This window comes from Paractinoplanes lichenicola (assembly GCF_016785085.1).
GTDB classification, from domain to species: Bacteria; Actinomycetota; Actinomycetes; order Mycobacteriales; family Micromonosporaceae; genus Actinoplanes; species Actinoplanes lichenicola.
In genome coordinates, this window is sequence record NZ_JAENHO010000012.1 from 377,048 (window position 1) to 402,191 (window position 25,144).

The 25,144-nt window shown below is 71.3% G+C and carries 18 protein-coding genes; 4 read left to right on the forward strand and 14 right to left on the reverse strand.

Annotation, left to right across the window (positions count from 1 at the left end; translation table 11 throughout):
- Positions 1 to 139: 139 nt before the first annotated feature.
- The 4 genes from JKJ07_RS37545 to JKJ07_RS37560 all read right to left on the reverse strand — a co-directional run bounded on the left by JKJ07_RS37545 (position 140) and on the right by JKJ07_RS37560 (position 7,034).
- The gene (locus tag JKJ07_RS37545; protein WP_202996721.1) at positions 140 to 910 is read right to left on the reverse strand and encodes an NmrA family NAD(P)-binding protein; all 771 of its coding nucleotides are present in this window, start codon (positions 908 to 910) and stop codon (positions 140 to 142) included.
- Positions 907 to 2,247, reverse strand: coding sequence for an FAD-binding oxidoreductase (locus JKJ07_RS37550; RefSeq protein WP_202996722.1), 1,341 nt, complete (start codon positions 2,245 to 2,247; stop codon positions 907 to 909). The genes JKJ07_RS37545 and JKJ07_RS37550 overlap by 4 nt, the downstream gene beginning before the upstream one ends.
- Before the next feature lie 41 nt (positions 2,248 to 2,288).
- Complete coding sequence (locus tag JKJ07_RS37555) at positions 2,289 to 5,165, reverse strand: ATP-binding protein (RefSeq protein ID WP_202996723.1); 2,877 nt, start codon at positions 5,163 to 5,165, stop codon at positions 2,289 to 2,291.
- Between the two features lie 546 nt (positions 5,166 to 5,711).
- Positions 5,712 to 7,034: an AI-2E family transporter gene (locus JKJ07_RS37560; RefSeq protein ID WP_236030518.1), complete on the reverse strand. Its 1,323-nt coding sequence runs from the start codon at positions 7,032 to 7,034 to the stop codon at positions 5,712 to 5,714.
- A 260-nt stretch (positions 7,035 to 7,294) separates the two neighbouring features.
- Between JKJ07_RS37560 and JKJ07_RS37565 the strand changes: the two genes are divergently transcribed.
- Positions 7,295 to 8,029 carry a hypothetical protein gene (locus JKJ07_RS37565; protein WP_202996724.1) on the forward strand — a complete coding sequence of 245 codons (735 nt, stop codon included), beginning with the start codon at positions 7,295 to 7,297 and terminating at the stop codon, positions 8,027 to 8,029.
- Between the two features lie 82 nt (positions 8,030 to 8,111).
- Here JKJ07_RS37565 and JKJ07_RS37570 read toward each other — a convergent pair whose 3' ends face one another.
- The 7 genes from JKJ07_RS37570 to JKJ07_RS37600 all read right to left on the reverse strand — a co-directional run bounded on the left by JKJ07_RS37570 (position 8,112) and on the right by JKJ07_RS37600 (position 15,721).
- A complete protein-coding gene (locus JKJ07_RS37570) occupies positions 8,112 to 10,166 on the reverse strand; it encodes a PQQ-dependent sugar dehydrogenase (RefSeq protein ID WP_202996725.1) in 2,055 nt (684 codons plus the stop codon).
- A 9-nt stretch (positions 10,167 to 10,175) separates the two neighbouring features.
- The gene (locus tag JKJ07_RS37575; protein ID WP_307834604.1) at positions 10,176 to 11,057 is read right to left on the reverse strand and encodes a LamG-like jellyroll fold domain-containing protein; all 882 of its coding nucleotides are present in this window, start codon (positions 11,055 to 11,057) and stop codon (positions 10,176 to 10,178) included.
- Positions 11,058 to 11,123: 66 nt separating this feature from the next.
- Positions 11,124 to 11,864, reverse strand: coding sequence for an ABC transporter ATP-binding protein (locus JKJ07_RS37580; protein WP_307834605.1), 741 nt, complete (start codon positions 11,862 to 11,864; stop codon positions 11,124 to 11,126).
- Positions 11,857 to 12,585, reverse strand: coding sequence for an ABC transporter ATP-binding protein (locus JKJ07_RS37585; RefSeq protein WP_307834606.1), 729 nt, complete (start codon positions 12,583 to 12,585; stop codon positions 11,857 to 11,859). The genes JKJ07_RS37580 and JKJ07_RS37585 overlap by 8 nt, the downstream gene beginning before the upstream one ends.
- Positions 12,582 to 13,568, reverse strand: coding sequence for a branched-chain amino acid ABC transporter permease (locus tag JKJ07_RS37590; RefSeq protein WP_307834607.1), 987 nt, complete (start codon positions 13,566 to 13,568; stop codon positions 12,582 to 12,584). The genes JKJ07_RS37585 and JKJ07_RS37590 overlap by 4 nt, the downstream gene beginning before the upstream one ends.
- A gap of 40 nt (positions 13,569 to 13,608) precedes the next feature.
- Positions 13,609 to 14,484 (reverse strand): branched-chain amino acid ABC transporter permease, encoded by an 876-nt coding sequence (locus JKJ07_RS37595; protein WP_202996729.1) that lies wholly within the window; start codon positions 14,482 to 14,484, stop codon positions 13,609 to 13,611.
- 7 nt (positions 14,485 to 14,491) lie between these two features.
- On the reverse strand, positions 14,492 to 15,721 hold the full coding sequence (locus JKJ07_RS37600; protein WP_202996730.1) for an amino acid ABC transporter substrate-binding protein: 1,230 nt from the start codon (positions 15,719 to 15,721) through the stop codon (positions 14,492 to 14,494).
- A 123-nt stretch (positions 15,722 to 15,844) separates the two neighbouring features.
- Between JKJ07_RS37600 and JKJ07_RS37605 the strand changes: the two genes are divergently transcribed.
- Together JKJ07_RS37605 and JKJ07_RS37610 are read left to right on the forward strand one after the other, a co-directional pair.
- A complete protein-coding gene (locus tag JKJ07_RS37605) occupies positions 15,845 to 16,876 on the forward strand; it encodes a LacI family DNA-binding transcriptional regulator (RefSeq protein WP_202996731.1) in 1,032 nt (343 codons plus the stop codon).
- 447 nt (positions 16,877 to 17,323) lie between these two features.
- Entirely contained in the window at positions 17,324 to 19,564 is a 2,241-nt protein-coding gene (locus JKJ07_RS37610) for a catalase (RefSeq protein ID WP_202996732.1), read from the forward strand.
- On the opposite strand, the gene aat is transcribed toward JKJ07_RS37610, so the two are convergent.
- Together aat and JKJ07_RS37620 are read right to left on the reverse strand one after the other, a co-directional pair.
- Positions 19,561 to 20,289, reverse strand: a complete 729-nt coding sequence (aat, locus tag JKJ07_RS37615) for a leucyl/phenylalanyl-tRNA--protein transferase (RefSeq protein ID WP_202996733.1) — start codon at positions 20,287 to 20,289, stop codon at positions 19,561 to 19,563. The genes JKJ07_RS37610 and aat overlap by 4 nt on opposite strands.
- 17 nt (positions 20,290 to 20,306) lie before the next feature.
- On the reverse strand, positions 20,307 to 20,648 hold the full coding sequence (locus JKJ07_RS37620; RefSeq protein WP_202996734.1) for a DUF1330 domain-containing protein: 342 nt from the start codon (positions 20,646 to 20,648) through the stop codon (positions 20,307 to 20,309).
- 79 nt (positions 20,649 to 20,727) lie between these two features.
- Here JKJ07_RS37620 and JKJ07_RS37625 point away from each other — a divergent pair, with 79 nt between their 5' ends.
- Positions 20,728 to 24,147: a CHAT domain-containing protein gene (locus JKJ07_RS37625; RefSeq protein ID WP_202996735.1), complete on the forward strand. Its 3,420-nt coding sequence runs from the start codon at positions 20,728 to 20,730 to the stop codon at positions 24,145 to 24,147.
- A gap of 130 nt (positions 24,148 to 24,277) precedes the next feature.
- On the opposite strand, the gene JKJ07_RS37630 is transcribed toward JKJ07_RS37625, so the two are convergent.
- The gene (locus JKJ07_RS37630) at positions 24,278 to 25,123 is read right to left on the reverse strand and encodes an FAD binding domain-containing protein (RefSeq protein ID WP_202996736.1); all 846 of its coding nucleotides are present in this window, start codon (positions 25,121 to 25,123) and stop codon (positions 24,278 to 24,280) included.
- Positions 25,124 to 25,144: the final 21 nt, after the last annotated feature.

Consider the following 25,144-nt stretch of genomic DNA (forward strand, 5'->3'; position numbering starts at 1 on the left):
GTCAGGCTGTCGATCCCCGTGACATGCAACCTAGGGGTGAAATCGCGGATCTTCAATATTGACATGTGTGAAGTCAGGCCGGGACCCGCGAGATCATCGTCGCCGCGAGCGGCGATTCGCGCAGCCGGATGCGCGGGATTCAGCCCCGGAAGACGGCGGCGTGCCCGCGCGCGAACTGAGCGAAGGTGCGCGGTTCGTGCCCGGTCAGCCGCAGGACGTCGGCGGTGGTGCCGGCCATGCTGCCCGCGCGCTGCGACCGGAAGATGGCCACGATCGCGTCGGCCAGGAACGGGGGCAGCCCGTCGTCGATCAGAGCCGCTCGGGCCTGATCGTCATGGACGTGCACATAGGCCACCGTACGACCGATGGCCCGCGACAGCTCGTCGGCGATCTGCGCGTAGGTGATCGCGGCGGGGCCGGTCAGCGTGTAGGTCCGGCCCGCGTGCCCGTCGCCGGTGAGGGCCGCCGCCGCGCAGTCCGCCACGTCCCGCGGGTCGACGAACGAGATCGCGGCCTCCCCCGCCGGCGCGAAAAGGGTGCTCGCCGGGGCGTACGCGAACAGGTTGGTCATGAATGTGCGCGGTCTGAGCAGAACGTGCGCGATCCCGGACGCGGCCAGGTGCTGCTCGATCTGTCCGTGCCACTGCTCGAAGATGAGCGGCGACTGCACGTTCGCGTCCGGGCCGGACAGCTTGACGATCAGTTTGACGCCCGCGGCCGCGGCGGCGTCGATGGCCGCGCACTCGAACGCGACCTGGTCGGGCACGTTCGCGCAGGACAGGAAGAGCCGATCGGCGCCGGCGAACGACAGGTCGCGGCCGGCGGCGCGCACCTCGGCGCCACTTTCGCTCAGTAAACGAACAACATGCGCACCGACGTTGCCGGTCGCACCGGTCACCAGGATGGTCATCGCGAACCTCCGGGGCTGGGTTTGATGTTGGGGTTGAGCCGGAACACGTTGTGCGGATCCCAGTGGTCCTTGACCGCCGTGAGCCGCGAGAGCCTTTCCCCGTACGCGGTGCCGGGGTCCTCGTCGGACAGGAACGCGGCGTACTGGCCGGACGCGTACGGGCGGAGCCGTTCCCAGCCGGCCCGCACCCACGCGCGGTGGTCGTCGCCGCCCGGTCCGGCCCAGTTCGCGATCAGGCGCAGCTCGAAACCGGGTGGTCGCGGCCCGACCGCGGTGGCGTCCGGCGCGATCCGGCTGGCCGCGCCGCCGATCAGCCAGCCGTTGAGCAGCGACTGCGGCGTGGGCAGGGTCGCGACCAGGTCGGTCAGCACGTCCGGGGGCAGCTCGGGCAGCTGGTGGGAGCGCCAGTACGAGCACAGGCCGGGCGCGGCGGCCAGGTCGAGCAGCGACTGTACGGCGCGGTACGGCATCGGCCGCACCAGGTCGGCCAGCGGCTCGCCCAGGGCGCGCAGCGGCGCCAGCACTCGCTCGCCGGTCGCGGGGTCGCCGCACCACACCGGCAGCAGGCCGAACACGGGCGTACCGGCCAGGGCGGGGATGGGCGGGGACTGGGTGGCGACGAGGGCGATGCCCAGCTCGTCGGGGGCGTCGGCGGCCCAGGAGCTCAGGAACCGGAGCACCTCCGCGGCCTGGTCGAGGGGCCAGAAGATCGGCCCGCCGAGCACCACCGGCCCGACCGGATGCAGGTCGTACTCGAACGCGGTGACGATGCCGAAGTTGCCTCCCCCGCCGCGCAGTGCCCACAGCAGCTCGGCGTCCGCCCGGACGAGGTCGCCGTCCGCCGTGACGAGCGAGGCGCCGCGCAGGTTGTCGACGGTGAGCCCGTGCCTGCGCATCAGGTGGCCGAAGCCGCCGCCCAGCGTGACGCCCGCGATGCCGGTCGAGCTGACCGAGCCGCCCGTGGTGGCCAGCCCGTGCCGCTGGGTCGCGAGGTCGAACTCGGCCCAGGTCAGCCCGGCCGCCGCCCGTACGCTGCGGGTCGCGGGATCGACCGTGACGGCCTTCATCGGGGACAGGTCGATCGTCACGCCGCCGTCGGAGACGCCGTACCCCTGCACGGAGTGGCCGCCGCCGCGCACCGCGATCGGCAGATCGTGCTCGCGGGCGTAGCGGACGGCGGTCTGCACGTCGTCGGCGCCGGCGCAGCGTGCGATCAGGGCCGGGCGGCGGTCGAAGGCGCCGTTCCAGACGCGCCGGGCCTCGTCGTAGCCCTCCTCACCGGGCCGCAGCAGCGTGCCGCGAAAGGCCTCGCGCAAGTTCATCAGTGATGTGGTCATGCCCGAGAGCGTGCGCGGGTGAGCGTTCCGTCAGCGTTCCATCATCGTCCCGCCAGGATCGCCTGGGCCTCGTGGTCCCAGATGAGCACGCCGTCGGCCAGCAGGCGTTCGGCAGTGGCGCGTTCCTCGTCGGGCAGTCCGAGCGTGCGCGCCGCCTCCAGGCGCAGGCGCAGCAGCATGGCCGGCACCCCGGGCGCGGCGAAACGGCCAGGATCGCTCAACGCGGCGTCGATCCGGGACAGGTCCGGCCCGTCCAGCAGACCGTTCAGCGCCTCGGCGAAGATCCGGATGGGCGCGGCCTCGAGCCGGTCGCCGATCAACTCGCGCGCATGGTCGCGCAACTTCGCACGGTCGCCCAGGTCCAGGTCGCACAGCGCGGCGAACAGCAACGCGCCGCCCAGAGTGAATGGATGGCCGCCCGAATGCGCAAGGTCGAGCGCTCGATCACGCAACCGGCGGGCCTCCTCGACCTCGCCGAGCCGCACCCGCACATGAGCGAGCCGCACAAGGCAGAGCACCTGCGGATCCTGCCCGTACGCGAGCAGATGCGCGGTCCGGTTCCCGGGCCGGTAGCGGGCCAGCGCCGCTGACAGATGCTCGCTCGCCCTGACGGTGTCGGCCCGCCAGGCGGCCGCCACGCCCTGCACGAAGTCGCCCTCGACGGCCAGCACGTCGTCGTCCTCGCCGAGCGCGCGCAGTTCGGCGCCGTGTCGCAGCGCCTCCTGGAACTCGCCGCGCGACAGGACGGCCATCGCCTGTGCCCGCAGCAAGGGCGCGGCGGGCGCGGGCCCGGCGATCGCGAGCGCCCGATCGAGCACGGTGCGCAGCCGCGGCGAGGCGTACCCCTCGGCCGAGCTGAGCGGCCCCGGCACCAGGGTCAGCACGGCGAGCTCGCGATCCTGCCCCCGGACGAGATCGGCCGCTCGCAGCAGCAGGCCGGCCGCCTCGGCGTCGGCGTAGACCCGCTGGGCGGCCTGCGCGGCGCGGACGAACCAGCCGGCCGCCTCGTCGCGCGCACCCGATTCGAGCAGGTGCACGGCGATCCGCCCGGCAACAGTGTCCACAGCCGGCGTTTTCTGCAGCACTTGAGCGATCAGTGCGTGATGGTGTCGCCTCAGCGCGGGCGAGAGCATCCCGTACGCAACTTCGCGCAGTTTGTCGTGGCTGAAGTCGTACGTGTCCCCGCCGCTGGTCACCAGGATCTGCCGCCGCCACAGCTCGTCGAGCCCGGCCGCCGCGCCCTCGCCGAAGACCGCCACGGGCACCGCCGAGCCGGCCACCGCGGCTATCCCGGCCAGCTCGCGGGCGCCCACGGTGAGCTGGCGCAGCCGCGCCTCGAGCACGGCCTGCACCCGCGGGGTCGGGAACGGCTGGCGACCGGCGCGCAACGCCTCCACCACGAACAGCGGGTTGCCGTCGGTCTCGGCGTGCAGCCGGTCGGCCTCCGCCGCGCCGAGCCGGTGACCGAGCCGTTCGGCGAGCTCGGCGCTGGCGTCCCGGTCGAGCCGGTCGAGGTGCAGGTCGGTGCGGCGGCCGAGCGCCCGCAGGCCGTCGAGCAGGGTGTGCGCCGGGTGGCCGGGATCCAGCTCGGCCACCCGGGCGGTCGCCACGATCAAGAGCGGACCAGGCGATTCCCGTACGAGGTAGTGCAGGAACTGGCAGGTCGCGGCGTCGGCGGCGGGCAGGTCGTCGGCGACGAGCAGCAGTCCGCCGGCCGGTGGGCGCAGGGCGCGGGTCAGGGCCTCGAACAGCCGGAGGCGGGCGGCCGGGTCGGGTGGGGCGGGGACGGCGTCCTGTTCGGGCAGCAGGGGCGCGAGGACGGCCGATTCGAGCCGGCCGACGCCGAGTTCGCGCAGCCAGGCGACGACCGGTGCGTACGCGAGCACGCCTTCGGCCGGGTAGGAGCGGGCCGAGGCCGTGGTGGCGCCCTGCCGCGCGGCCCAGTGACGGAACTCCTCGGCCAGGCGGGACTTGCCGATTCCGGGTTCGCCGCTGATCAGCACCAGCCCGGCCGTCGTGGTGGCGCGCCACAGCGTCGTCAGGCGGCGGCGTTCGTCCTCGCGGGCGACGAACACGCTGCGACCGGGTTTGCTTGCGGTGACGGTCTTGGGCACCAGGGCGGCGTACAGGGAAAGGGTTTCCTCGGACGGGGTGACGCCCAGCTCGTCGCGCAGGACGGATGCGCATTCGTGAAAGGTTCGGACGGCTCGCGCACGATCGCCCATCGCGTCGTAGAGGCGGATCAGCCGGCGGTAGGGCTCCTCGGCCAGCCGATCGAGCGCGCGATACTGCTCGGCGTAACGGATCGCGTCGACGCGTTGATCGTGGCCCCGATGTTGGTTCTCGCCCCCACCGTTTTCGAGCAGCGGCACCAACCGCGCGAGCAGGGTGACCATCCGGCGGCGGCACTCGTCGCGCGCCTCGAGCACCCAGTCGTCGTACCAGCCCTCCAGCAGATCCCCACGATAGAGATCGGCCGCGGCGCGCAACTCTTGGACGGTTTCGCCGCCGCTGAGCGCCGCCACGTCCACATTCGCGCAATCCAAAGTGAGCGTTTGCGGCGTGGCGTGCAGGTGCTTGTCCAACTCGGGCACCGAAGCGCGCAAGGTGTGCAACACGTGCCGCAGGTTCGTGCGCGCCTGCCGCTCACTCGACCCGGGCCACAAGGCGGAAGCCAACTGCGTTTTCCCGTACGGCCTCCCGCCGCCCAACGCCAGGTAGGCCAACACGGCCTGCGCCCGCACGGAGATGAGCGCCACGGGCTCGGCCCCGACGCGCAGCTCGAACGCCCCCAACAGGCGCACCTCCAGCACCCCACCATCCTCGCGCGGCCGGGCTCGCGACACCATGCTCCCGAGCGCGCCCCACGCCCAGCGCGCCGGAGTATGCGCGTCGTCGGGATGCAACTGCGCAACCATGCACGAGACTGCGCACTTCGCGCGAACCTGCACGACGATGCGCGAAGCTGCGCACTTCGCGCGACGATGCAAGACCGTACGTGAAGCTGCACACGTCGTGCCCCGGTGCACAACCACGCCCAACAGACGACGTGCACAACCTTGCCCGAGGCTGCGCACATTGGGGGACGTGCACAAGCATGAGCAACACACCGGTGCACGACCATGAGCGAGGGTGCACAGATTGCGCGACCATGCGCATCGCGCGACGGTGCATGACCAAGCGACGCGCACGCAACGTACGGAAGTGCACGACCATGCGCGGTGCACGACGGAGCACGACCAGGCAAGGCGCGCGCATTGCTCAGAAGTGGACGACCACGCGCATCGCATGACGGAGCTTGATCAGGCGACGCGCGCGCATTGCTCAGAAGTGGACGACCACGCGCATCGCACGACGGTGCACGATCAGGCGAGGCGCGCGCGTAGCGCGGAGGTGCACGAGTGTGCGTGAGGCCGTGCACTTCGCCTGGAGGTGCACGGCCATGGGTGGAGCTGCGCGGGGGGCTATGCCAGGGACGTGTGGGCCGGGGGTGGCGTGTCGGGGCCCGGCTTGGGGTCGTCGGGGGTGGAGTCCTCGGTGGGGGGTTCGGTGCCTGGGGGTTGGCGGTCGGGGGTGGGTTCGCCGTCGGGGTGGTGGACCAGGTAGCGGACGGCGGTGTTGAGGACGGCCAGCAGCGGCACGGCGATCAGGCCGCCGACGATGCCGGCCAGCACCACGCCGGCGGCGATGGCCAGGATTACGGCTAGGGGGTGCAGGGCTACGGCGCGGCCCATGATGATCGGCTGGAGTACGTGGCCCTCGAGTTGCTGGACGGCGATGACCACGCCGAGCAGGATGAGGGCCTTGACCGGGCCGACCGTGACCAGGGCGACCAGCACGGCCACGGCGCCGCTGACCGTGGCGCCGACCACGGGGATGAAGGCGCCCAGGAAGACGAGCGCGGCCAGCGGCAGGGCGAGGGGGACGCCCAGGGCGAACAGGCCGATCCCGATGCCGATCGCGTCGACGAAGGCCACCAGCACAGTGGCGTGAACGTACGAGACCAGTGTGTGCCACGAATAGTGCCCGGCGCGGGCGGTCGGCACCCGGGCTCCCCGCGGCAGCAGCCGGCACAGGAAACGCCAGATCTGGTCGCCGTCGCGGAGGAAGAAGAACAGGGTGAACAGGGTCAGGAAGAAGCCGGTGCCGACCTCGCCGACGGTGGTCGCGGTGGTCAGCGCGCCCGAGGTGAGGGCGCCCCGGTTCTCGGTGATCGAGCGCTGGGCCTGGTCGATGTAGTCGTTGATCTGCTGCTGGGAGATGTGCAGCGGGCCGCGGGCGAGCCAGTCCTGCACCTCGCGGACGCCGTCGCCGACCTGCGTGCTCAGCGTGCCGATCTGGGCCACGAAGGTGTTGACGATCAGGCCCAGCCCGCCGAAGACGACGATCAGCGCGGCGATCAGGACCAGCGCCGACGACAGTGAGCGGCCCATGCCCCGGGTGCGCAGCCAGGCGGCGACCGGCTGGAACATCGCGGCCAGCAGCACGGCGACGATCACCGGGATGATCACGACGTCGAGGTGGGCGATGATCCGCAGCAGGACCCAGCCGACGGCGAAGAACAGCAGGATCCGCCAGGCCCACGCGCCCGCGACCCGCACCGGGCGGGGCAGCCCGTCCTCGTCGCGGGGCGAGGCGTCGACCATCACCACCGGCGTGGCGCCGTCGGCCACGACGTCACCGGGGAACGGCGGCGCCCCCGATCCGCCCTTGCGTGCCTGCTCGAGCCGGGCCTGGGCCCGTGCGCGCACTTCATCTATCCAGGCCATGCCGACCCTCTTCCGCATTGATTCGACGGGAGGCGGTACCCGGGCCGCCCTAAGCGGAAACGTTCCCTTCATCGCCTTTCTCGCCTGGTGTACGAAATCGCGCGCGTACAGGTGACCGGCTGCCTCGCATACCCCGCTTGAACAGGCTTATTCGTGTCTTTTTCATTTGCTTTTCCGGCCCCCGGAAAGGTCCGCCGGAATAGCCGAAAGCGAGCGTGCGGCGCTCATTCCTGTGTTGAGCTGTCCCGGACTTGACGAAGACCCGGAGGGGATTTGAGATGCGCAAGAAATTGTCTGCCGGCGTGTGCCTGGCAGCCGGTGCCGCCCTGGCGCTCGCACCCGCGACGTCCGCGTTCGCCGCCGAACCGGACCCGGCCACCGCCGCGACCAGCTACCTGCCCGGCCCGCACGGCGGCAGCGGCGGGGAGCCGCGAATCGTCGTGGTCATCCTGGGCGACATCAAGCTTCCCGACCTGATGGGCATGCCGGGGATGCCGGGAATGCCCGCCGGCTGGCCCGCACCGGGCGGCCCGATGGGCCAGCCCCAGCTAGGCGGCCCGATGGGTCAGCCGCAACCGGGCGGCCCGATGGGTCAGCCCGCGCCCGAGCCCACCGCCACGCCGGAACCCACCACCCCGGCGCCCGCGGCCACCGAGCCGACCGCACCCACGACAGCCGCGCCAACAACCGAGCCCGCACCCACCGAGCCGGCCACCACAGAGCCCGCGCCGGCCGAGCCCACCACTGAGCCGACAACCGAGCCCACCACGGCCACCACCGAGCCGACCGCGCCCACAACCGAGCCGACCACGGCCACCACCGAGCCGACCACGGCTACTACCGAGCCGGCCACGCCGGCGACGGAGCCGACCGCGCCCGCCGCCACCGAGCCGGCCGCGCCCGTGACGGAGCCGACCGCGCCCGCCGCCACCGAGACCACCATCGGCATCGACCTGTCCGGCACCGCCACCACCCAGAACGGCACCGCCGGCACCCCGGGGGAAGCCTCCTGATCGAGGCCGCCCGACCAAGCCACCGCACGTCAGAGGGCCGACGCTCCCACCCGGGAACGCCGGCCCTCCGGGTTACAGCCAGTTAGGCGGGAGTGCCCGTGACGACCAGGTTGCGCAGCCGCCCCCGGTTGTCGAACGAGCCGAACCCGACCCGCCCCGACGTGAAGGTCGTGTCCCGCGCCGTCATCAGCGGGTCGCTCTTCCCGTCCACGTAGACCGCGATCTCCCCCGTGGCCGGCAAGTGCTTCACCCGTACGTCATGGAACTTCTCGTCCACGATGGCCGGGTTCGCCCCTCGGGAGCGGCCGTTCCACTGGTAGTCGATCCGCTCCCGGTCGGCGTTGTTGACTTTGAAGATGCCGTTGTGGGGCAGGATCGTGTTGTCCGTCGACAGGTGCGCGTAGTAGAACTGCGTGTCCGACTGGTAGCCGAAGACGATGATCACGTCGCGGTTGGTCAGCGTGACCGGTTCGTCGAGCCGCACCTGCGCCCTGATGTCGACCGACTTCCACACCGGGCCCGCGGTCAGCACGGCGTATTCGAAGGGCCGCCGCGGTCCGGGCCGCTCGCTGCCGGCCTCGGCCAAAATGACCTGCCCGTTGGTGAACTGCCACTTCGACGGGGTGACCGGCGCCCAGTTGGCGGCGCGCGGGGCCGGGGCTATCAGGGTGTGCCCGGCGGAGGCGGCGGCGAACGTGCGCGTCCCCGTCACCTTCCAGATCTTGCCGTTGGCCTTGGCCAGGATGTAGAGCTCGCCCCGCGCGTCGGTGCCGAAGCGCAGGTCGACACGGTTGGGATCGCCCGGCGCGCCGGGGGCCGAGAGATCCTGCATCCGTACGGGGGTGCCTGTCGAAGTGAAGAGGTTGAGCCGGTGGATCGTGGCCGGGGCCCGCCCGCGGCGCATCTCGGACGCCTCGGTGTAGAGCACCCGCCCGTCGACGAGGTCGCCGAAGACGTATTTGCCGCGCAGCGCCGGCACGTCCTGGCCGCGGTAGACGAACCCGCCGGCCACCGCCACGCCGACGTCGGAGGTGCAGTTCCAGCCGGGCGCCGGGTTGTGGTCGTACGCCGCGACCGGGTAGGTGTAGCCGCTGTCGTCGGCGGGCAGCGGGAACAGCCGGTCGCAGGCCGTGGCCGGGGTCTTGTCGAAGACGAACGCGCCCTCGCGCTCGCTCCAGCCCATGTTGTCGCCCGCCCGCACCTCGTAGATGGCCTCGATGGCGTGCTCGCCGATGTGCCCGAGGTAGAGCTTGCCGGTGGCGCGATCCCAGCTGAACCGGTGCGGGTCGCGATACCCGTACGAGTAGATCTCCCCGGCCGCACCGGCCTGACCCACGAAGGGGTTGGACGGCGGGATGCCGTACTTGCCGTTCGGCGAGTTCGTCCCGGCCGGGTCGATGCGCAGCAACTTACCGTGCGGAAGGGCCAGGTTCTGCGGGTCGGTGTTGTTCACGCCCTGCCCGCCGTCGCCCACGGCCAGATAGAGCTTCCCGTAATCCGCGGATCCGCGACGCGCGGTCGGGTTGAAGTTGATCTCCTGAATGCCGTGGATCTGGCCGCCGAAGCCGATCCGCAGCAGCTCGCGGTGCGTGCCGGCGAAGGTGTCGGCGGCCGGGTTCGTGGCCTTCCACTCGTTGATGACGCCGTGGAAGAGCACGTTCGTCTGGGCGTAATCGGGCACCGCGGTCGTCTGCGACGCCTGCTCGGTGTGGATCGTGTAGAAAAGGCCGTTCCGCTTGAAGTCGGGGTGGAACGCCACGTAGCCGAAGCCCTGCCCGAGCCCGCGGCCCGAGAAGAACTGCGGGGCGAAATTCGCCGCCACGTCGAGATAGACGCTGGGCACGCCGTTCTTGACGATGTAGAGGTTGCCGTTCAGATCGGGCACCGCGCGGCGGCCGGAACCGTCGGGCAGTTCCATGATGGTGTTGATCCGGGCGACCCGGTTGAGTCGCTGGTCGATCAGCGGCGGATTGGTCTCGCTCTTGGGGAACTGGGCGTATTCGGTCAGCACCAGCCCGAGCTTCGAGGTGACCGGCTCGGTCGGGATCGGGTCGTAAACGGGACCGGGATCGGCGGCATAGGCGGGTGTACCCACCAATGTGGACACCAACGCCAGAGCTAGCAGAATGCGGCGCATGACGGGCTCCTAATAGAGGCGGAACTGGTTCGCGACTTCGCGCGCCGAGAGCGAGCGGTCGAGGAACATCAGCGCGTCCATCCGGCAGTCGCACGGATTGCGTTCGAGCGTGTTCTGCGGGAAGCTCCCGCCGATCTTGATGCCGCGCGGGTCGGTCGCGCTGGTGACGTGCGGACCGGGCCCGTTGATCAGCCAGGGGTCGTCGGTGCGGGTGTAGAAACCGGGTACCGGCTTGCCGTTGCGATAGAGCGCCATCGTGCCCTTGGTGAAATCGAACGTGGCGGTCAGGTGCACCCATTTGTCCTTGGGCAGCAGCGTTTTCCAGTCCTCGTTCGCGGCGAACGTCTGCGAGTTCCCGCCGTCGATCCGCCGGCCGAGCGCGACCAGCTTGAGCTCGCCGTTCACGTCGATGAGTTCCAACAGCGCCCGTACGCCGTGACCGTCGGAATCGCCGGTCAGCACGCCCGCGAGCCCGATCGCGTTGAAACCGGCGGCCGGACCCTCCATCGAGCGCTTGAACCAGCCCATGACCGTGGTGCCCTCGACGGAGCTGAACGGCCGGAGCGTACGGATGCCGCTGGCCGAGTAAATGCCGGCCTTCCAGTCGTCGTTGCCGGTGACGCCCGGGTTGATTTGCTTGGTCTGCAGAACGCGCCCACCCCCGGGATAGGCACGGTCGGCGACCCGCATGGCGGCCCCGCCGTTGACCAGTTCGATCTCGGTGCTGGATCGGCCCTGGTCCTGTTCGAGCGCGGGGTCGCCGCGCAGCGGATGATCGAAGTCGTAGTAAGCGACCAGGTTCGGCCGCAGGGACGGATGGACGTCGCGCGGACCGTTTTCGCCGGCCGACGCGGGAGCCGCGGTGGCCGCGAGGACAGCGGCGGCAACCACGACAACTCGTCCGGTTTTTCGCATGGAACACCTCTCATCGCACAGGTGACAGGTGACGGGGCCGCCTCAAACAGCGGGCGGCTTCTCGGCGGGACGGCCGCCGAGGTAGAGCTCTCCGAGCTGGGGGTCGGCCAGAAGCTCGTGGGCCGGCCCGGAGATGTGCACGCGCCCGAGATCGAGCACGCACCCGAGGTCGGCGGTCTCCAGCGCGCGCCGGGCGTTCTGCTCCACCAGCAGCACGGCTGTCCCGGCGTCGCGCATCCGCACGACCTGTTCGAAGATCGTGCTGGTGGCCTTGGGGTCGAGACCCATGGACGGCTCGTCGAGCAGCACGACCTTGGGATCGACCATGAGCGAACGCGCGAATTCGACCTGTTTCTGCTGCCCGCCCGAGAGCAGCCCGGCGAGCGAGTGCCACCGCTCCCCCACCACCGGGAAGAGCTCCTTGACGAACTTCGCACGCTGAGCCTTGAGCGAGCGGTCGCGCAGCGTGTACCCGCCGAGCAGCACGTTCTCCTCGACGGTCATCTCGCGGAACACGCTGTGGCCCTGCAGGACCAGCGCGACCCCCTCGGCGAGCATCTTCTGCGGGCCGGCGCCGGTCATGTCCTTGCCGCCGACCATCACCCGGCCCGAGCGCGGACCCAGCAGCCCCGACGCGACCTTGAGCACCGTCGACTTGCCGGCGCCGTTGGGGCCGACCAGGCAGACGACCGTGCCGGCCGGGACGGCGACGCTGAACCCGCGCAGCACGGGCGCGGCGCGGCCGTAGCCGGCCTGGACGTCGACCAGTTCGATCTCAGACACCAAGGTAGGCCCCCAGCACTCGTTCGTCGGCGCGGATCTCGGCCGGCGGCCCCGCGGCGATCGGCCGGCCGCGGTCGAACACCACGATGTGATCGCTGATGCTCATCACGAGGTCCATGTTGTGCTCGACGATCACGAACGTGCGGCCCTCGGCGTTCAGTTCGCGCACGAGCGTGCCGATCCGATCGAGCAGCGCCGGGTTGACGCCGCCCGCGGGCTCGTCGAGCAGGATCGTCGCGGGCTCGGCCATCAGCACACCGGCCAGCTCGAGCAGTTTCTGCTGACCCCACGACATGTTGCGCGCCTCGGCCTCGGCCAGATGCTCGATGCCGAGCCGGGTCAGCCAGTGATGCGCGCGTTCGGTCTCGGTGCGCCGATGCGAACTGCGCAACCCGTGCACCACACCGCCCGGACGCACCGCCGCGAGCACGTTCTCGACCGCGGTCATGCGGGGAAACGTCCGGCACAGCTGAAACGTCCGCCCGACCCCGGCCCGCGCGATGACGTGCGGCGCCCGTCCGGTGAGGTCGCGGTCGCCGAAGACGACGGAACCGAGATCCGGCTTGATCATGCCGGTCACGCAGTTGAAGAACGTCGTCTTGCCGCTGCCGTTGGGCCCGATCAGCGCGTTCACCTTGCCCGGCAGAAACTCGACGTCGGCCCCGTCGATCGCGACCACGCCCCCGAACGCCTTCCGCAGCCCCACCGTCTTGAGCGTCACGATTTTGCTGCCTCTCGCTCGCGGCGTTGCTCGGCCAGGTCGGCGGCGGTCACCTCGCGGATCGAGCTGTCCTCCCGGTTGCGCAGCCGTTTGACGAGCGCGGTCAGCGACGGGATCACCCCGTCCGGCATGAACATCACGACCAGCCCGAGCAGCAGGCCCGTCGTCACCAGGTGCAGCGGCGAGTTGCCGAACTCGACCTTGAAGTATTCGAGCGCCACCCCGACGACGATCGCGCCGAGCACCGGCCCGTACAGGTTGCGCACGCCACCCAGCAGGGCCATCAGCACGATGTACGACCCTGTGAGCACCGAGAACTGGAACACCGGATCGAGGTCGCCGAACCACAGCGCATAGAGCCCGCCGGCCAGCGCGGTGAACGCGGCCGAAACGACGAAAACCGTCAGCTTGTACGCGAATGTCGGCGTCCCGAGCGACTCAGCCTTGTCCTCGTCCTCGCGGATGGCCTTGAGCCCCATGCCGAATCGCGACCGGTCGAGCAACCACCACGTCGCCAAGGCGAGCAGCAGCAGACCCCCGTACAGGAAGAAGAATGCCCGGTGATGATCGGGGCGCAGCATGCCCGGGAACGGCCGCGGGACGACCAGCCCACGCGACCCGCCGGTGACCGACGACCAGCTCTGGAAGACCAGCAGCAGGATCAGCACGAGCGCGATGGACACGATCACGAACGAAGCGCCACGGACGCGCAATGCCGCGTACCCGATCGGGACAGCCAACGCGGCGACCAGCACTGCGGCCACGATGAGCGCGCCGAAGCTGGGCAGGTCGGCCTTGGTGATGAGCAGGCCGGTCGCGTAGCCGCCGAGCCCGGCCAGGGCGCCGTGGCCGAGCGAGATGTAGCCGGTGAAGCCGCCGACGAAGTTCCACGCCGTGGCCAGCACCGCCCAGTTGAGGACGATCACGCCGGACGACAGGATGTACGGGTTGGGCGCGAGGCTGGGGAAGAGCGCGATCGCCACAATGAGAACGAGCGCCGGGAGACCGTACGAGAGAAGGCTTTTAGAAGCGTTGGGCAAGACGGCCTCCGAAGAATCCTTGCGGCCGGACGGCCAGCGTGGCGAAGAGCGCCACGTAGAACACGGTCTGGGCCCACGTGGCGCCCATCGGGATCTGCAGCAGGCTCTGGGCCAGGCCCAGCAGCAGCGCGGCGGCCGCGGCCCCGGGCACGCTGCCCAGGCCGCCGACCACGATGATCGCCATCAGCGGGCCGATCCAGTGCCAGTGCAGCGACGGATAGATCGTGGTGTCGAGCGACAGCGCCGTCCCGCCGACCGCGGCGGTGGCCAGCCCCAGCCCGAAGCCGTAGCCGGCCGTCCGCTCGGTGTCGATGCCGACCAGGCGGGCCGCGTCCCGGTGCTGGATCGTGGCCCGCAGCGCCCAGCCGAACTGGGTGCGCTTCATCAGCGTGTACAGCGCCGCCAGCGAGACCGCCGCGAGGGCGAACGCGATCAGCTTGACGACGGCGACCCGGGCCCCGAAGAGGTCGAAGCTGGCCGTGCCGTAGCCGAGCTGGATGCGGCGCTGAGTGCCGCTGAACGCGTACCCGAGCAGGCCTTCGATCATCAGCGCGATCGCGAACGTGATCAGCACCGACATCATCGTGAGCGTGGCCGGGCGCAGCCGCGACAGCAGTCCCCGTTGCAGCAGCACTCCCGCGCCGAAGAACAGCGGCACGGTCACCACCAATGACAGCAGCGGGTCGATGCCCAGCCGGTCGTTCGTCCACCAGGCCAGGTAGGCGGCCAGGATGAGGAACGCCGAGTGGGCGATCATGACCACCCGCATGATGCCGAAGTAGAGGGTCAGCCCCGCCGCGAGCAGGGCGTACAGGCCGCCCAGGAGCAGGCCGAGGATGACGCTCTGGAAGACAAGCATCGGCAGGTCACCAGGCCGGCTTCGGATAGACCAGGTCGGCCTCCTTGGCGTCGGCCGGCAGCACGATCTTGATGTCGTTGCCGACCCACTGCTGGATCATGTGGGCGCCCTGCGGCTTGCCGGTGGCGTCCCACTTGAGCGGGCCGACGACCGTGTCGACCGTGTTGCTGTGCAGCCAGTCGATCATCTTTTGCTGGCAGTCGCCCTGCTCGGCGCAGCCGGCCGCCTCGACCGCGGCCCCGACGACCTGGCCGGTGGTGTAGCCGTTGGCCTGGTCCTCCTCGGGCGCCTTGCCGAACTGGGCCTTGAACTTCTCGACGAACTCCTTGTTGCTCTCGTACGGCGCGTCCTGGCTGTAGCCGGTGGGCGAGAGGATGCCCTCGGTCTTGTTGCCGATCGCCTTGGCGAACTCGGGGTTCGTCGGGGCGGTGGAGAACGCGGCCAGCTTGGGCTGATAGTTGAGCTGCTGCAGGGCCACGATCAGGTTGACGCCGTCCTGATACTGCGAGCCGCCGACCACCATGTCGGGCTTGGCCGCCGCGATCTTGGCCGCGATGCTGCCGAAGTCGGTGGTGTTGGGCGGGTAGACCTCGTCGACCACGGTCTTGACGCCGCCCGCTTCGAGCTTCTTCTTGAGCCCGTACGCCGTGCCCTGCGCGAACGGGTCGTCCATGGCCGCGTACGCCACCGTCTTCGGCTTCTCGCCCGCGGGCAGCGCTAGCAGGTATTCGGCGAGGTGGTTGTAGTGGTCGTCGGCGACCGCGGGGGCCGCGTAGAACAGGTTTTTGAAGCCCTGGTTGAACACCTCGGCCGCGGCGCCGGCGGGCTCGACGAAGAGCATGCCGTATTCCTGCGCGACCCGGGCCGACGGCACGACCAGGCGGGTCGAGAAGGGCCCGACGACCAGGTCGACCTGGTCGCTGCCGATGAGTTGCTCGTAGTCGGCGACGACCCGGTCCGCGTTGGACTGGTCGTCGAGGATCTTCAGCTCGATTTTGCGGCCGCCGAGGAGGCCGCCCTTGTCGTTCGTTATCTTGGCCCAGGCCTCGTACCCCTCCTGGACGCCCTTGCCGGGCTCGGAGAAGTCGCCGGTCAGCGGCAGGGAGATGCCCACGACGATCGGATCGTCGCCGCCCTCCCCGCCCCCGTCGTCGCTCCCGCCGCAGGCGGCGAGGCCGAGCATGAGGGAGGCGCAGAGCGCCAGGGCCCCTGTGGTACGTCTCGCGGGTGAACGCATCCTCGCAGCTCCTTTGCCGGGACGTAAGCGCTTGCGAAAGCGCTTACGTAGCCTAAAGTGATCGATGGGTCACATGCAACACCCCGGAAACTTTCGATGTGATCAGTCATGGAGAGTTGACGCATGCCCAAGCCCGGTGTGAGGCTCCGCCTCGTCGACATCGCCGAACGCGCCGGCGTCTCGCTGGCCACGGCCTCGCGCGCGCTGGCCGGTCGCGACGGCGTGAGCGAGGAGGTCGCGGCCCGCATCCGGCAGATCTCGGAGGAGATGGGCTACGTCGCCAACCCGTACGCGCGCACTCTGGCCGGCGGGGCGAGCTCGACCGTGGGGCTGGTCGTGCACCAGGTCGACGACCCGTATTTCTCCGAGATCGCGGGCGGGGTCATCCGGGTCGCCGACGAGCAGGGCCTGCTGGTGCAGATCTGCCACTCCGGCCGCGACCCCGAGCACGAGCTGCGCCAGATCCGCCACCTGATCAACCAGCGGGTCCGCATCATCATCGTGGCCGGCTCCGGTTTCGCGGACACGCGGCACGAGGCCGCCGCCCGCGACGAGCTGTCGGCCTACGTACGCGGGGGCGGGCGGGTCGCCGTGATCGGCCGCCACTCGCTCGGCGTCGACGCGGTGCTGCCCGACAACGAGGCCGGCGGTCAGGCGCTGGGCGAGCACCTGCTCGAGCTGGGCCACCGGCGGATAGCGATCGCCTCGGGCACGGCCGACCTCAACACGGTGGTCGACCGCATGGCGGGCGTGGCCGCGGCCCTGAAGAAGGCGGGCCTGTCGATGGCCGATCTGCCGGTCATCCACACCGACTTCACCCGGGACGGCGGGGTCGCCGCCACCGAGCAGATCCTGCGCGACCACCCGGCGACGACGGCGATCATCGCCCTCAACGACGCCATGGCCATGGGCGCCCTGTCGACGCTGCGGGCCCACGGCGTGCCCGTGCCCGAGCGCATGTCGGTGGTCGGCTTCGACGACGTCTCGGTCGCGGCCGACCTGGCCCCCAGCCTGACCACGATCCGCCTGCCGATGACCGACATGGGCAAGATGGCGCTCGCGCTGGCCCTGCGCCCACCCGCGACCCGCCCCCGGCGCCGCTCGACGGGCCACACGCTAATCGTCCGCGACTCGACCGGCCCCGCCCCGGCCTGACAAACGCGCAACGCCCGGCCCAGCTCAGCCACGGTCGCGCACCCAACGCCACCAGCCCGCGCGCAAACGCGCAACCAACGAACAGACCCAGCCAACACCGGCCACCAAACGCGCAACCAACGCCCGGCCAGGATCGCGCACCAAGCGCCCTCAACCTGCCCGCAAACGCGCAATCAACGAACAAGCCCCGCCGACAAACGCGCAACCAGCCTCACCCGCCCGACCACGATCGCGCACCAAGCGCCGCCGGCCAGGCGGCAAACGCGCAACAGCGCGGACCGAGCCCCGGCCGGCGCGACGCGCCGACGTACCCCGTCCCGCGCGTGTCATGCGTACGGGGAAACGGGTTCTTTTTTCTTATTGATTCCAGTTTGCCGCTCCCCCGCCCGGGTAGCCGTGCCCCGTCATTCCTTTGCGATGTTGCAAGTAATCTGGAGGACCGGGTTCATGGAAGCCAAGAAGGCCGTCAAGAAGGCCGCGAAAAAGGCCGCTGAGAAGGTCGCCGAGGCGCTCGGTGACCGGGTTCCGGGCTCTCCGGGCAGCGGGACGCCGACGGTCGACGAGCCGACGACACCGGTGGCGCCGCTCCCGCCCAAGAGCGAGCAGGACGCCCCCGAGACAGTCACGCCGACCGGCATCCCCACCGGCGCCCCCAAGGTCAGCAAGTCGCAGCAGGGCGAATTCCTGACCACCGCCCAGGGCGCACGGCTGCGCGACACCGATCACTCGCTCAAGGCCGGCCCGCGCGGCCCCGTGCTGCTGCAGGACCACCACTTCCGCGAGAAGATGACGCACTTCGACCACGAGCGCATCCCCGAGCGGGTCGTGCACGCGCGCGGCGCCGGGGCGCACGGCACCTTCACCGCGTACGGCTCCGCCACCGAGGTCACCAAGGCCGGGTTCCTCGCCAAGGGCAAGGAGACCGAGGTCTTCGTACGCTTCTCGACCGTGCTCGGCTCGCGTGGCTCGGCCGACACCGTGCGCGACACCCGCGGGTTCGCCACCAAGTTCTACACCGACGAGGGCACGTTCGACCTGGTCGGCAACAACATCCCGGTGTTCTTCATCCAGGACGCCATCAAGTTCCCCGACATCATCCACGCGGCCAAGTGGCACCCCGACCGCGAGATCCCGCAGGCGCAGAGCGCGCACGACACGTTCTGGGATTTCGTCTCGCTGCACACCGAGGCCCAGCACCACACCATGTGGAACATGTCGGACCGCGGCATCCCCCGCTCGTACCGGCACATGGAGGGCTTCGGCGTCCACACGTTCCGCCTGGTCAACGCGGCCGGCGAGACGGTGCTGGCCAAGTTCCACTGGAAGCCCAAGCTCGGCGTGCACTCGCTGGACTGGGAGGAGGCGCAGATCGCGGCGGGCGTCGACCCCGACTTCCACCGGCGCGACCTGTACGACTCGATCGAGGCCGGCGCGTTCCCCGAGTGGGAGCTGGGCCTGCAGGTCTTCCCGGACAGCGAGGAGGAGACGTTCGCGGGCATCGACCTGCTGGACGCGACCAAGATCGTGCCGGAGGAGCTCGCGCCCGTGCAGCCGGTCGGCAAGCTGGTGCTGACCGGGGTGCCGACCAACTTCCACGCCGAGGTCGAGCAGGTCGCCTTCCACCTCGGGCACCTCCCGCCCGGCATCGACGTGACCAACGACCCGCTGCTGCAGGGCCGCCTCTTCTCGTACGTCGACACGCAGCTCACGCGGCTCGGCGGCCCCAACTACTCGCAGATCCCGATCAACCGCCCGCACGCGCCGGTCAACGACATGCTGCGCGACGGCTTCCACCAGCACGCGGTGCACGGCGGCGTGGCCCCGTACCGGCCGAACTCGCTCGACGGCGGGAACCCGTTCACCACCGACACCGGTTTCCTCGATCTGCCCGTACGGGTGGCCGAGTCGGCCAAGGTGCGCGAGAACCCGGTCTCGTTCGACGACCACTACAGCCAGGTCCGGCAGTTCTGGCTGAGCATGTCGCCGGTCGAGAAGGAGCACATCGTCCGGGCGTACACGTTCGAGCTGGCCAAGTGCTACGAGCAGGCGATCAAGGAGCGTCAGGTGCAGTGCCTGGCCAACATCGACCCGGTGCTGTGCGAGCAGGTCGCGACCGGTCTGGGCCTGCCCGTGCCGGAGCCGACCGTGCCGCTGCAGGACCTGGAGCCGAGCCCGGTGCTGTCGCAGGTCGGCGGCGAGTGGCCCGCGGACGGCCGGCTGATCGGCATCGTGGTCGACCCGGCGGCCGGGCTCGACGGGGTGGCCGAGGTGCGTACGGCGATCTTCAACGCGGGCATGGTGCCGCTGGTGATCGCCCCGCACGGCGGCGAGGTCGACGGGGTGACCGTGCAGCGCACGTTCGCCACCGCCCGCTCGATCGAGTTCGACGCGATCCTGCTGGCGGGCGCCCCGGCCCCGGCCCCCGACGCGATCCCGGCCCGGGACGCGAAGGCCGGCGCCGAGGCCTCGGTCACGGTCGACCCGCGCGTGTTGCTGCTGGTCGAGGAGGCCTGGCGGCACGCCAAGGCGATCGGCGCCTGGGCCGGCGGCGCGGACGTGCTGGCCGCGGCGGGCATCGCCGGCACCCCCGGCGTGATCAGCGCCGACTCGGGTGCGGCGGCCCTGACCGAGCTGCAGCCGCTGCTGGCCCAGCACCGGGTGTGGCCGCGCTTCCCGGCGACCCTCTAATCCGCTGACGCTGGAGCGGGAGACCACGGCCCACGCCTGGTCTCCCGCTCCAGTGCTTTGTGCAGCTCCTTCTGGAAGCGATCCATCTCCCACTCCTGCGCGCCCAGCCGGCGCACATGCGGGGTCATCATCTGGCAGTCGACGAACCGGAAGTCCCAGGCGTGCAGCTGCTCGAGCAGCTCGACCAGGGCGACCTTGGAGGCGTCGGACTCGCGGCGGAACATCGACTCGCCGAAGAAGGCCGCGCCCAGCGACAGCCCGTAGAGCCCGCCGACCAGCCGGTCACCGTTCCACGCCTCGACCGAGTGCGCGAAGCCCAGCTCGTGCAGCCGCGTGTAGGCCTGCACCATCCCCGGGATGATCCAGGTGCCCCCGTCCGGCCGCTCGACCGCCGAACAGGCCTCGATCACCGCGGGAAACGCCCGGTCGTAGGTCAGCCGGAAGGGTGCCTTGCGCACCACCTTGCGCAGGCTGCGCCCGACCGTGATCTGCCCCGGCACGAGCACCGTCCGCGGGCTCGGGCAGAACCACGGCAACGCCTCCGACCCCGGCGAGGGCCAGGGGAAGATCCCGTTCGCGTACGCCACCAGCAGCCGCTCCGGGCTCAGGTCACCCCCGACCGCGAGCAGCCCGTCGTCGCGGGCCTGCGACACCGGCGGATAGCCGAACGCCTGCCGCAGACCCCGCAGTTCGAGCCCCAGGTTCGCCTCGGCACCCCGCCTCATGCCGCGACGATAGCGGGTCAGGCAACGGCGGCCCGAAGCGCTCTCGCCGTCACCCGGGCGTCATAGTCCGCCCCGACCCCGGGAAAGATCAGCGTGTCCCCCTCGATGTGCCGGGTCCGCAACGGCAGAATCTCCTGATAAGCGGGCGACGCGTACCACCTGCGGGCGGCTTCGAGATCCGGGAACTCCAGAATCACGAGGGTGCCCGGCCACTCCCCCTCCAGCACCTCGACCTCGGGCCCGTGCACGACAAACCTTCCCCCGTACGGGTCCATGGTGTCCTGAATCCGCTCGATGTAGTCGAACACGTCGCCGTGCGTGGACGTGGTGCGCAGGTGTGCCATCGCGTAAGCAGTCATGCCCCGATCGTGGGGTGTTGGCCGCCGCGGGTCGATTACCTCCGAGGTAACCGGGCGCCCCGTCCGTCAGGAACTGGCGATGGACGCTGACCGAAGCACCCAGCAGCTCGCGGCCGAGGGCGCCGCCGCACTCGACCGAGGTGACCTGGAAGTCGCGGACCGGGCGCTGCGTGCGGTCCTCGACGCCCGGCCGGACCACCCGGATCGCGCCGACTGGGAGGCCGGGCTGAGCACGGCGTTCACTGCGCGCGCCGACAAGAGCGGGCTGCTCGCCGACTACGACACCGCGATCTTCTGGACCCGCGCGGTGCGCGAGCACGACCTGGACGATGACGACCGGGCCCTCGTGCTCACCGTGCTCACCGTGCTGCTGCAGCGGCGCTGCGATGCGCGGTCGCGGGCCCGCGACCGCCCCGGGGCCGTGGCCGATCTCGCGGAGGCGATCGACACCTGCCGCGCCGCCGTCCGGGTCTCCGATGATCCGTGGACGACGGGCATGCTGGGCGAGCTGACGATCACCTTGGCCGAGGACACCGGGCTGGCCGAGCACGCGCGCACCGCCGCCGGGCTGCTGGACCAGGCCGCGCGGGCCGCCGCGGACGATCCGAACGCCTGGGCGCTGTGGCACGGCGCCGCGCGGGCGAACCGGCTGCTGGCCGAGGACCCCGCGGCACTGGAGGCCGCCGCCCGCCAGCTGGACCGGGCGCTCGGCTACGCGATCCCGGACGACGACGTCCGGCTCGAGGTGCACGCGCAGCGGGTGATGGCCGGGCAGTCGCTGATCCTGCACAACCGGTACGACGCGCCGCCCGGCTCGGTCACGCTGCGCACGGTGGTCGAGGCCGCCTTGGAGGCCTTCGACGCGGCCGGCCCGGGCGACCCGGAACGGCGGGCCGTGGTAGCGCTGCAGCTCGCGCTCGGTTCGATCACGGCCGGTGCGGACGAGGTGGCGGAACTGGACGTGGCACGCGCCCGGCGCCTGCTGACCATCGCGGCCGCGCATCTGCCGGCCGATCCGGTCTGGCAAGCGCACATGGACAACGCCGAGGCCGGCATCGCGCAATATCTGTTGTCGCGCGACCCGGCCGGCGGCGGTGACGGCGGCATGCCGTACGTGGCCAGTGCCGCTCGCGGGAACGATCCTCGGCAAAGGCACAGGGTGATTCTGGCCGCCAGAAACGTTACCGCTGACACCGGTGACCGCCGGCCCGCGCAAGCCGCAGACCGGTATACGGAGCAGCCGCTGACGCCGATGGCGCCCGGCGAAAGAATCTCGCAGGCGGTGCCGGTCAGCGCGTCCGACCGCCAGGTGATCGGCGCGTTTTCGCGGGTCATGGGACTGTTGCAGGACAACGACGGCGCCGGGGCGGCCGCCGCCGCCCGCGAGGTGCTGCCCGCCCTCGAGGAACTCGGGCTCACCGGCATCGACCTGGCCATGCTGATGATGCTGCGGACGATCGTGCCGCTCGGCGACCCGCTCGGCTCGCCGGTGGTGACCGTCCCCCGCTTCGAGCCGATGGCCGGTGCCGCGCCCCAGCTGGTCATGGCCGCCGTGATGGCCACGGCCTCGGCGGCGCTCACGCAGGCGGGCGCCCGCAACGACGAGGCGCTATTCCGGCACGTCGTGCAGCGCGTCGAGGATTCGCTGGAGCGGACGGCCCCGGCCGACCGGCGCTCCTTCCTGGGTGGGGCGGTGCTGGCCGCCCAGGCGCATCTCGAGCTCGCGACGCGGTGGCCCGGCAACCTGGACCACGCCACCCGGGCCGCGGAGTGGTTCGCCGACAGCATGACCCGGGCCGGCGGGGTCGGCTTCCCGCTCTGGCCGCGGCTGGCGATGGGCCGGGCCGAGGCCCTGCGCCTGACCGGCGACGCGGATCCGCGGGCCACCCGCGAGCTCGGCAGTTCGGCCCTGCAGGGATACGCCTGGCAGGTCTTCGCCCAGGCGGGCACCGACAACTCGATCATGTCCGCCCGCGCGGCGGCGGCAGACGCCCGGAAGGTCGCGAGCTGGTGCCTCGCCGACCGGCACCGCGATCCCACGGCCACCGAGGACCTCGTCGCCGCCCTGGACGCGGGCCGGGGGCTCGTCATCCGGGCCGCCACGACGTCCCGGTCGACGGCGGAGCGGCTGCGCCGTGCCGGTCATCCCGTGCTGGCCGACGACTGGGAGCGGAGCGCGGGACTCGGCCACGACCTGGTGAGCGGCCTGGCCATGACCGCCGGCGAGTCGCAGGGCACCGAGATTCCCGACGACCTGCGGCTCCGCGTGCTGCGCGCGCTAGGCGGCGACCGGGTGGCCGGGTTCGAGCCGATCAGCACCTCCGAGATCCGCGGCGCGCTGCGTGCCACCGGCACTGACGCGCTGGTCTACCTGGTCCCCGGCGACGCGGACGGCTACGCGGTGATCGTGCCCGCGACCGGGGACACGATCGTGCTGCCGCTGCCCCGGCTCCGGGTCGGTCCGGGCTCACCCCTCGCGGCCTATCGGGCCGCGCAGACTCGCGATGCGGCCTATCGGGCCGGGCAGACGACCCGCGATGCACGCGGTCCGGCAGCGACGGAGGGGCCGGTTGATCGGGATCTGCAGGTGGTCGACGAGGTCACCCGGCCGGCGAGCGGGCTGGCGGAACTGTGCGGCTGGGCCTGGGAGGCGGCGATCGGCCCGGTGCTCGGCAGGCTGAGGACGCGGCCGGTGCGGCTGGTGCTGATCCCGATGGGGCCGCTGGGCCTGGTCCCCTGGCACGCGGCGTACGACCCGGCCCGGACGCCCCGGCGCTACGCGGCCCAGACGGCGGTCATCTCCTACAGCCCGTCGGCGCGGTCGTTCCGGGCCACCGCCGGCTATCGCCCGGCCCCGGTGACCTCCGCCCTGATGGTGGGCAACCCGACCGGCGACCTCGGCTTCGCGGGCCGCGAGTCACGGGCGATCCATGACGTGTTCTATCCCGGCGGCACCTACCTCGGCGAGCGGGGCAGCCCGACGGACGTGCTGAACTGGATCGCCGAGCGGCCGGCCGGCCCGGCCGTGCTGCACCTGGCCTGTCACGGCGCCGTCGACCCGAGAACCCCGGCCGACGCGCACCTGCTGCTCGCCGGTCCGGCTCGGCTCTCCGTGCGTACGCTGCTGGACAGCTCGCGGAAGGCGGCGCTGGACGTGCAGGAGGTCTTCCTCGCCGCCTGCACCACCAGCGTCGGCGGCGACGACCACGACGAGGTGCTCAGCCTGGCCACGTCCTTCCTGGCCGCCGGGGCCCGTACGGTCTTCGGCTCGTTGTGGCCGGTGCCGGATCACGAGACCTCGCTGCTGATGTTTCAGGTGCACCGGAACCTGCGCGGCAACGGCATGACCCCGGCGGACGCCCTGCACGCCGCGCAGCTGTGGATGCTCGACCCCGCGCGCGACACCTCCGGCATCCCCGCCGACCTGCTGCGCGACTATCAGCCCGGAACCGTGTTCGAGCTGACCTCTTGGGCCGGCTTCATCCACACCGGCCGCTGACAGCGCGCTTTGGTGGAGTCAGCACCACCGCCCTGACCATCGCCGCGCTCATCATCGGGACTGATCCTCATGACCGCCCACATCCTCACCTCCAAGCGCGTCCGGAAAACCTTGAAGGACGCCGACCAGGTCAGGTAAGCGTCTCCCGGGCCTGGGTCAGCGCGCGGCGGGTCAGGCGTTCCAGGTTGCGTCGATGGCCCGGCCGGTCAGCGGCCGGGTGGTGGAGCAGGGTGGCGTCCTCGGTGGCGGCCGCCTCGGCGGCCGCGCGGACGTCGGCGTCGGCGAAGCCGGTGCCGAGCAGCACCTGCTCGGCGGTGCGGGCGCGGACCGGGCACGGGCCCGCGTTGACCAGCCCGATCAGGGCGCCGGTGACGAGCCCGTCGGCCATTGTCACGGCGGCCATGGCGGCGACCTCGGCGTAGCGGGCGTTGCCGGGGCGCTGCTCGGCGAAACCGGCGCCGGTGCCCGCGGGCAGCACGGGCAGGCTCACCTCGGCCAAGAGCTCCTCGGGGCGGCGTACGGTCTCGAAGGGTCCGGTGTAGAACTGCTCGGCGAGCACGCTGCGGCAGCCGTCGGGGCCGGCCAGCTCGAACCGGGCGCCGAGAATGGTTGCCATGGCCGGCCATTCGGCGGCCGGGTGGGCGTAGGTCAGGCTGCCCAGCATGGTGCCGCGGGCCCGCACAGGTGGGTGTCCGATGTAGCCCACGACTGTGCGCAGCAGCAGGCCGAGCCCGCCGCCGACCCGCTCCGACTCGAAGGTGCGGTGCCGGACGAGCGGGCCGACCCGCAGCGTGCCGTCGATCTGGGTCAGCCGGTCGAACTCCGTGACCTGGTTGATGTCGACCAGGCGGCCGGGCCGGACGAGGCCGTCGACCATGTCGGGGACGAGGCTCTGACCGCCCGCGAGCACCGAGGTGGTTCCGTCGGCGAGGGCCGCGAGCACCTCCTCCGGCTCACGAACGACTATGTATTCCACGCGGCCGTGCTTACCCCGCGT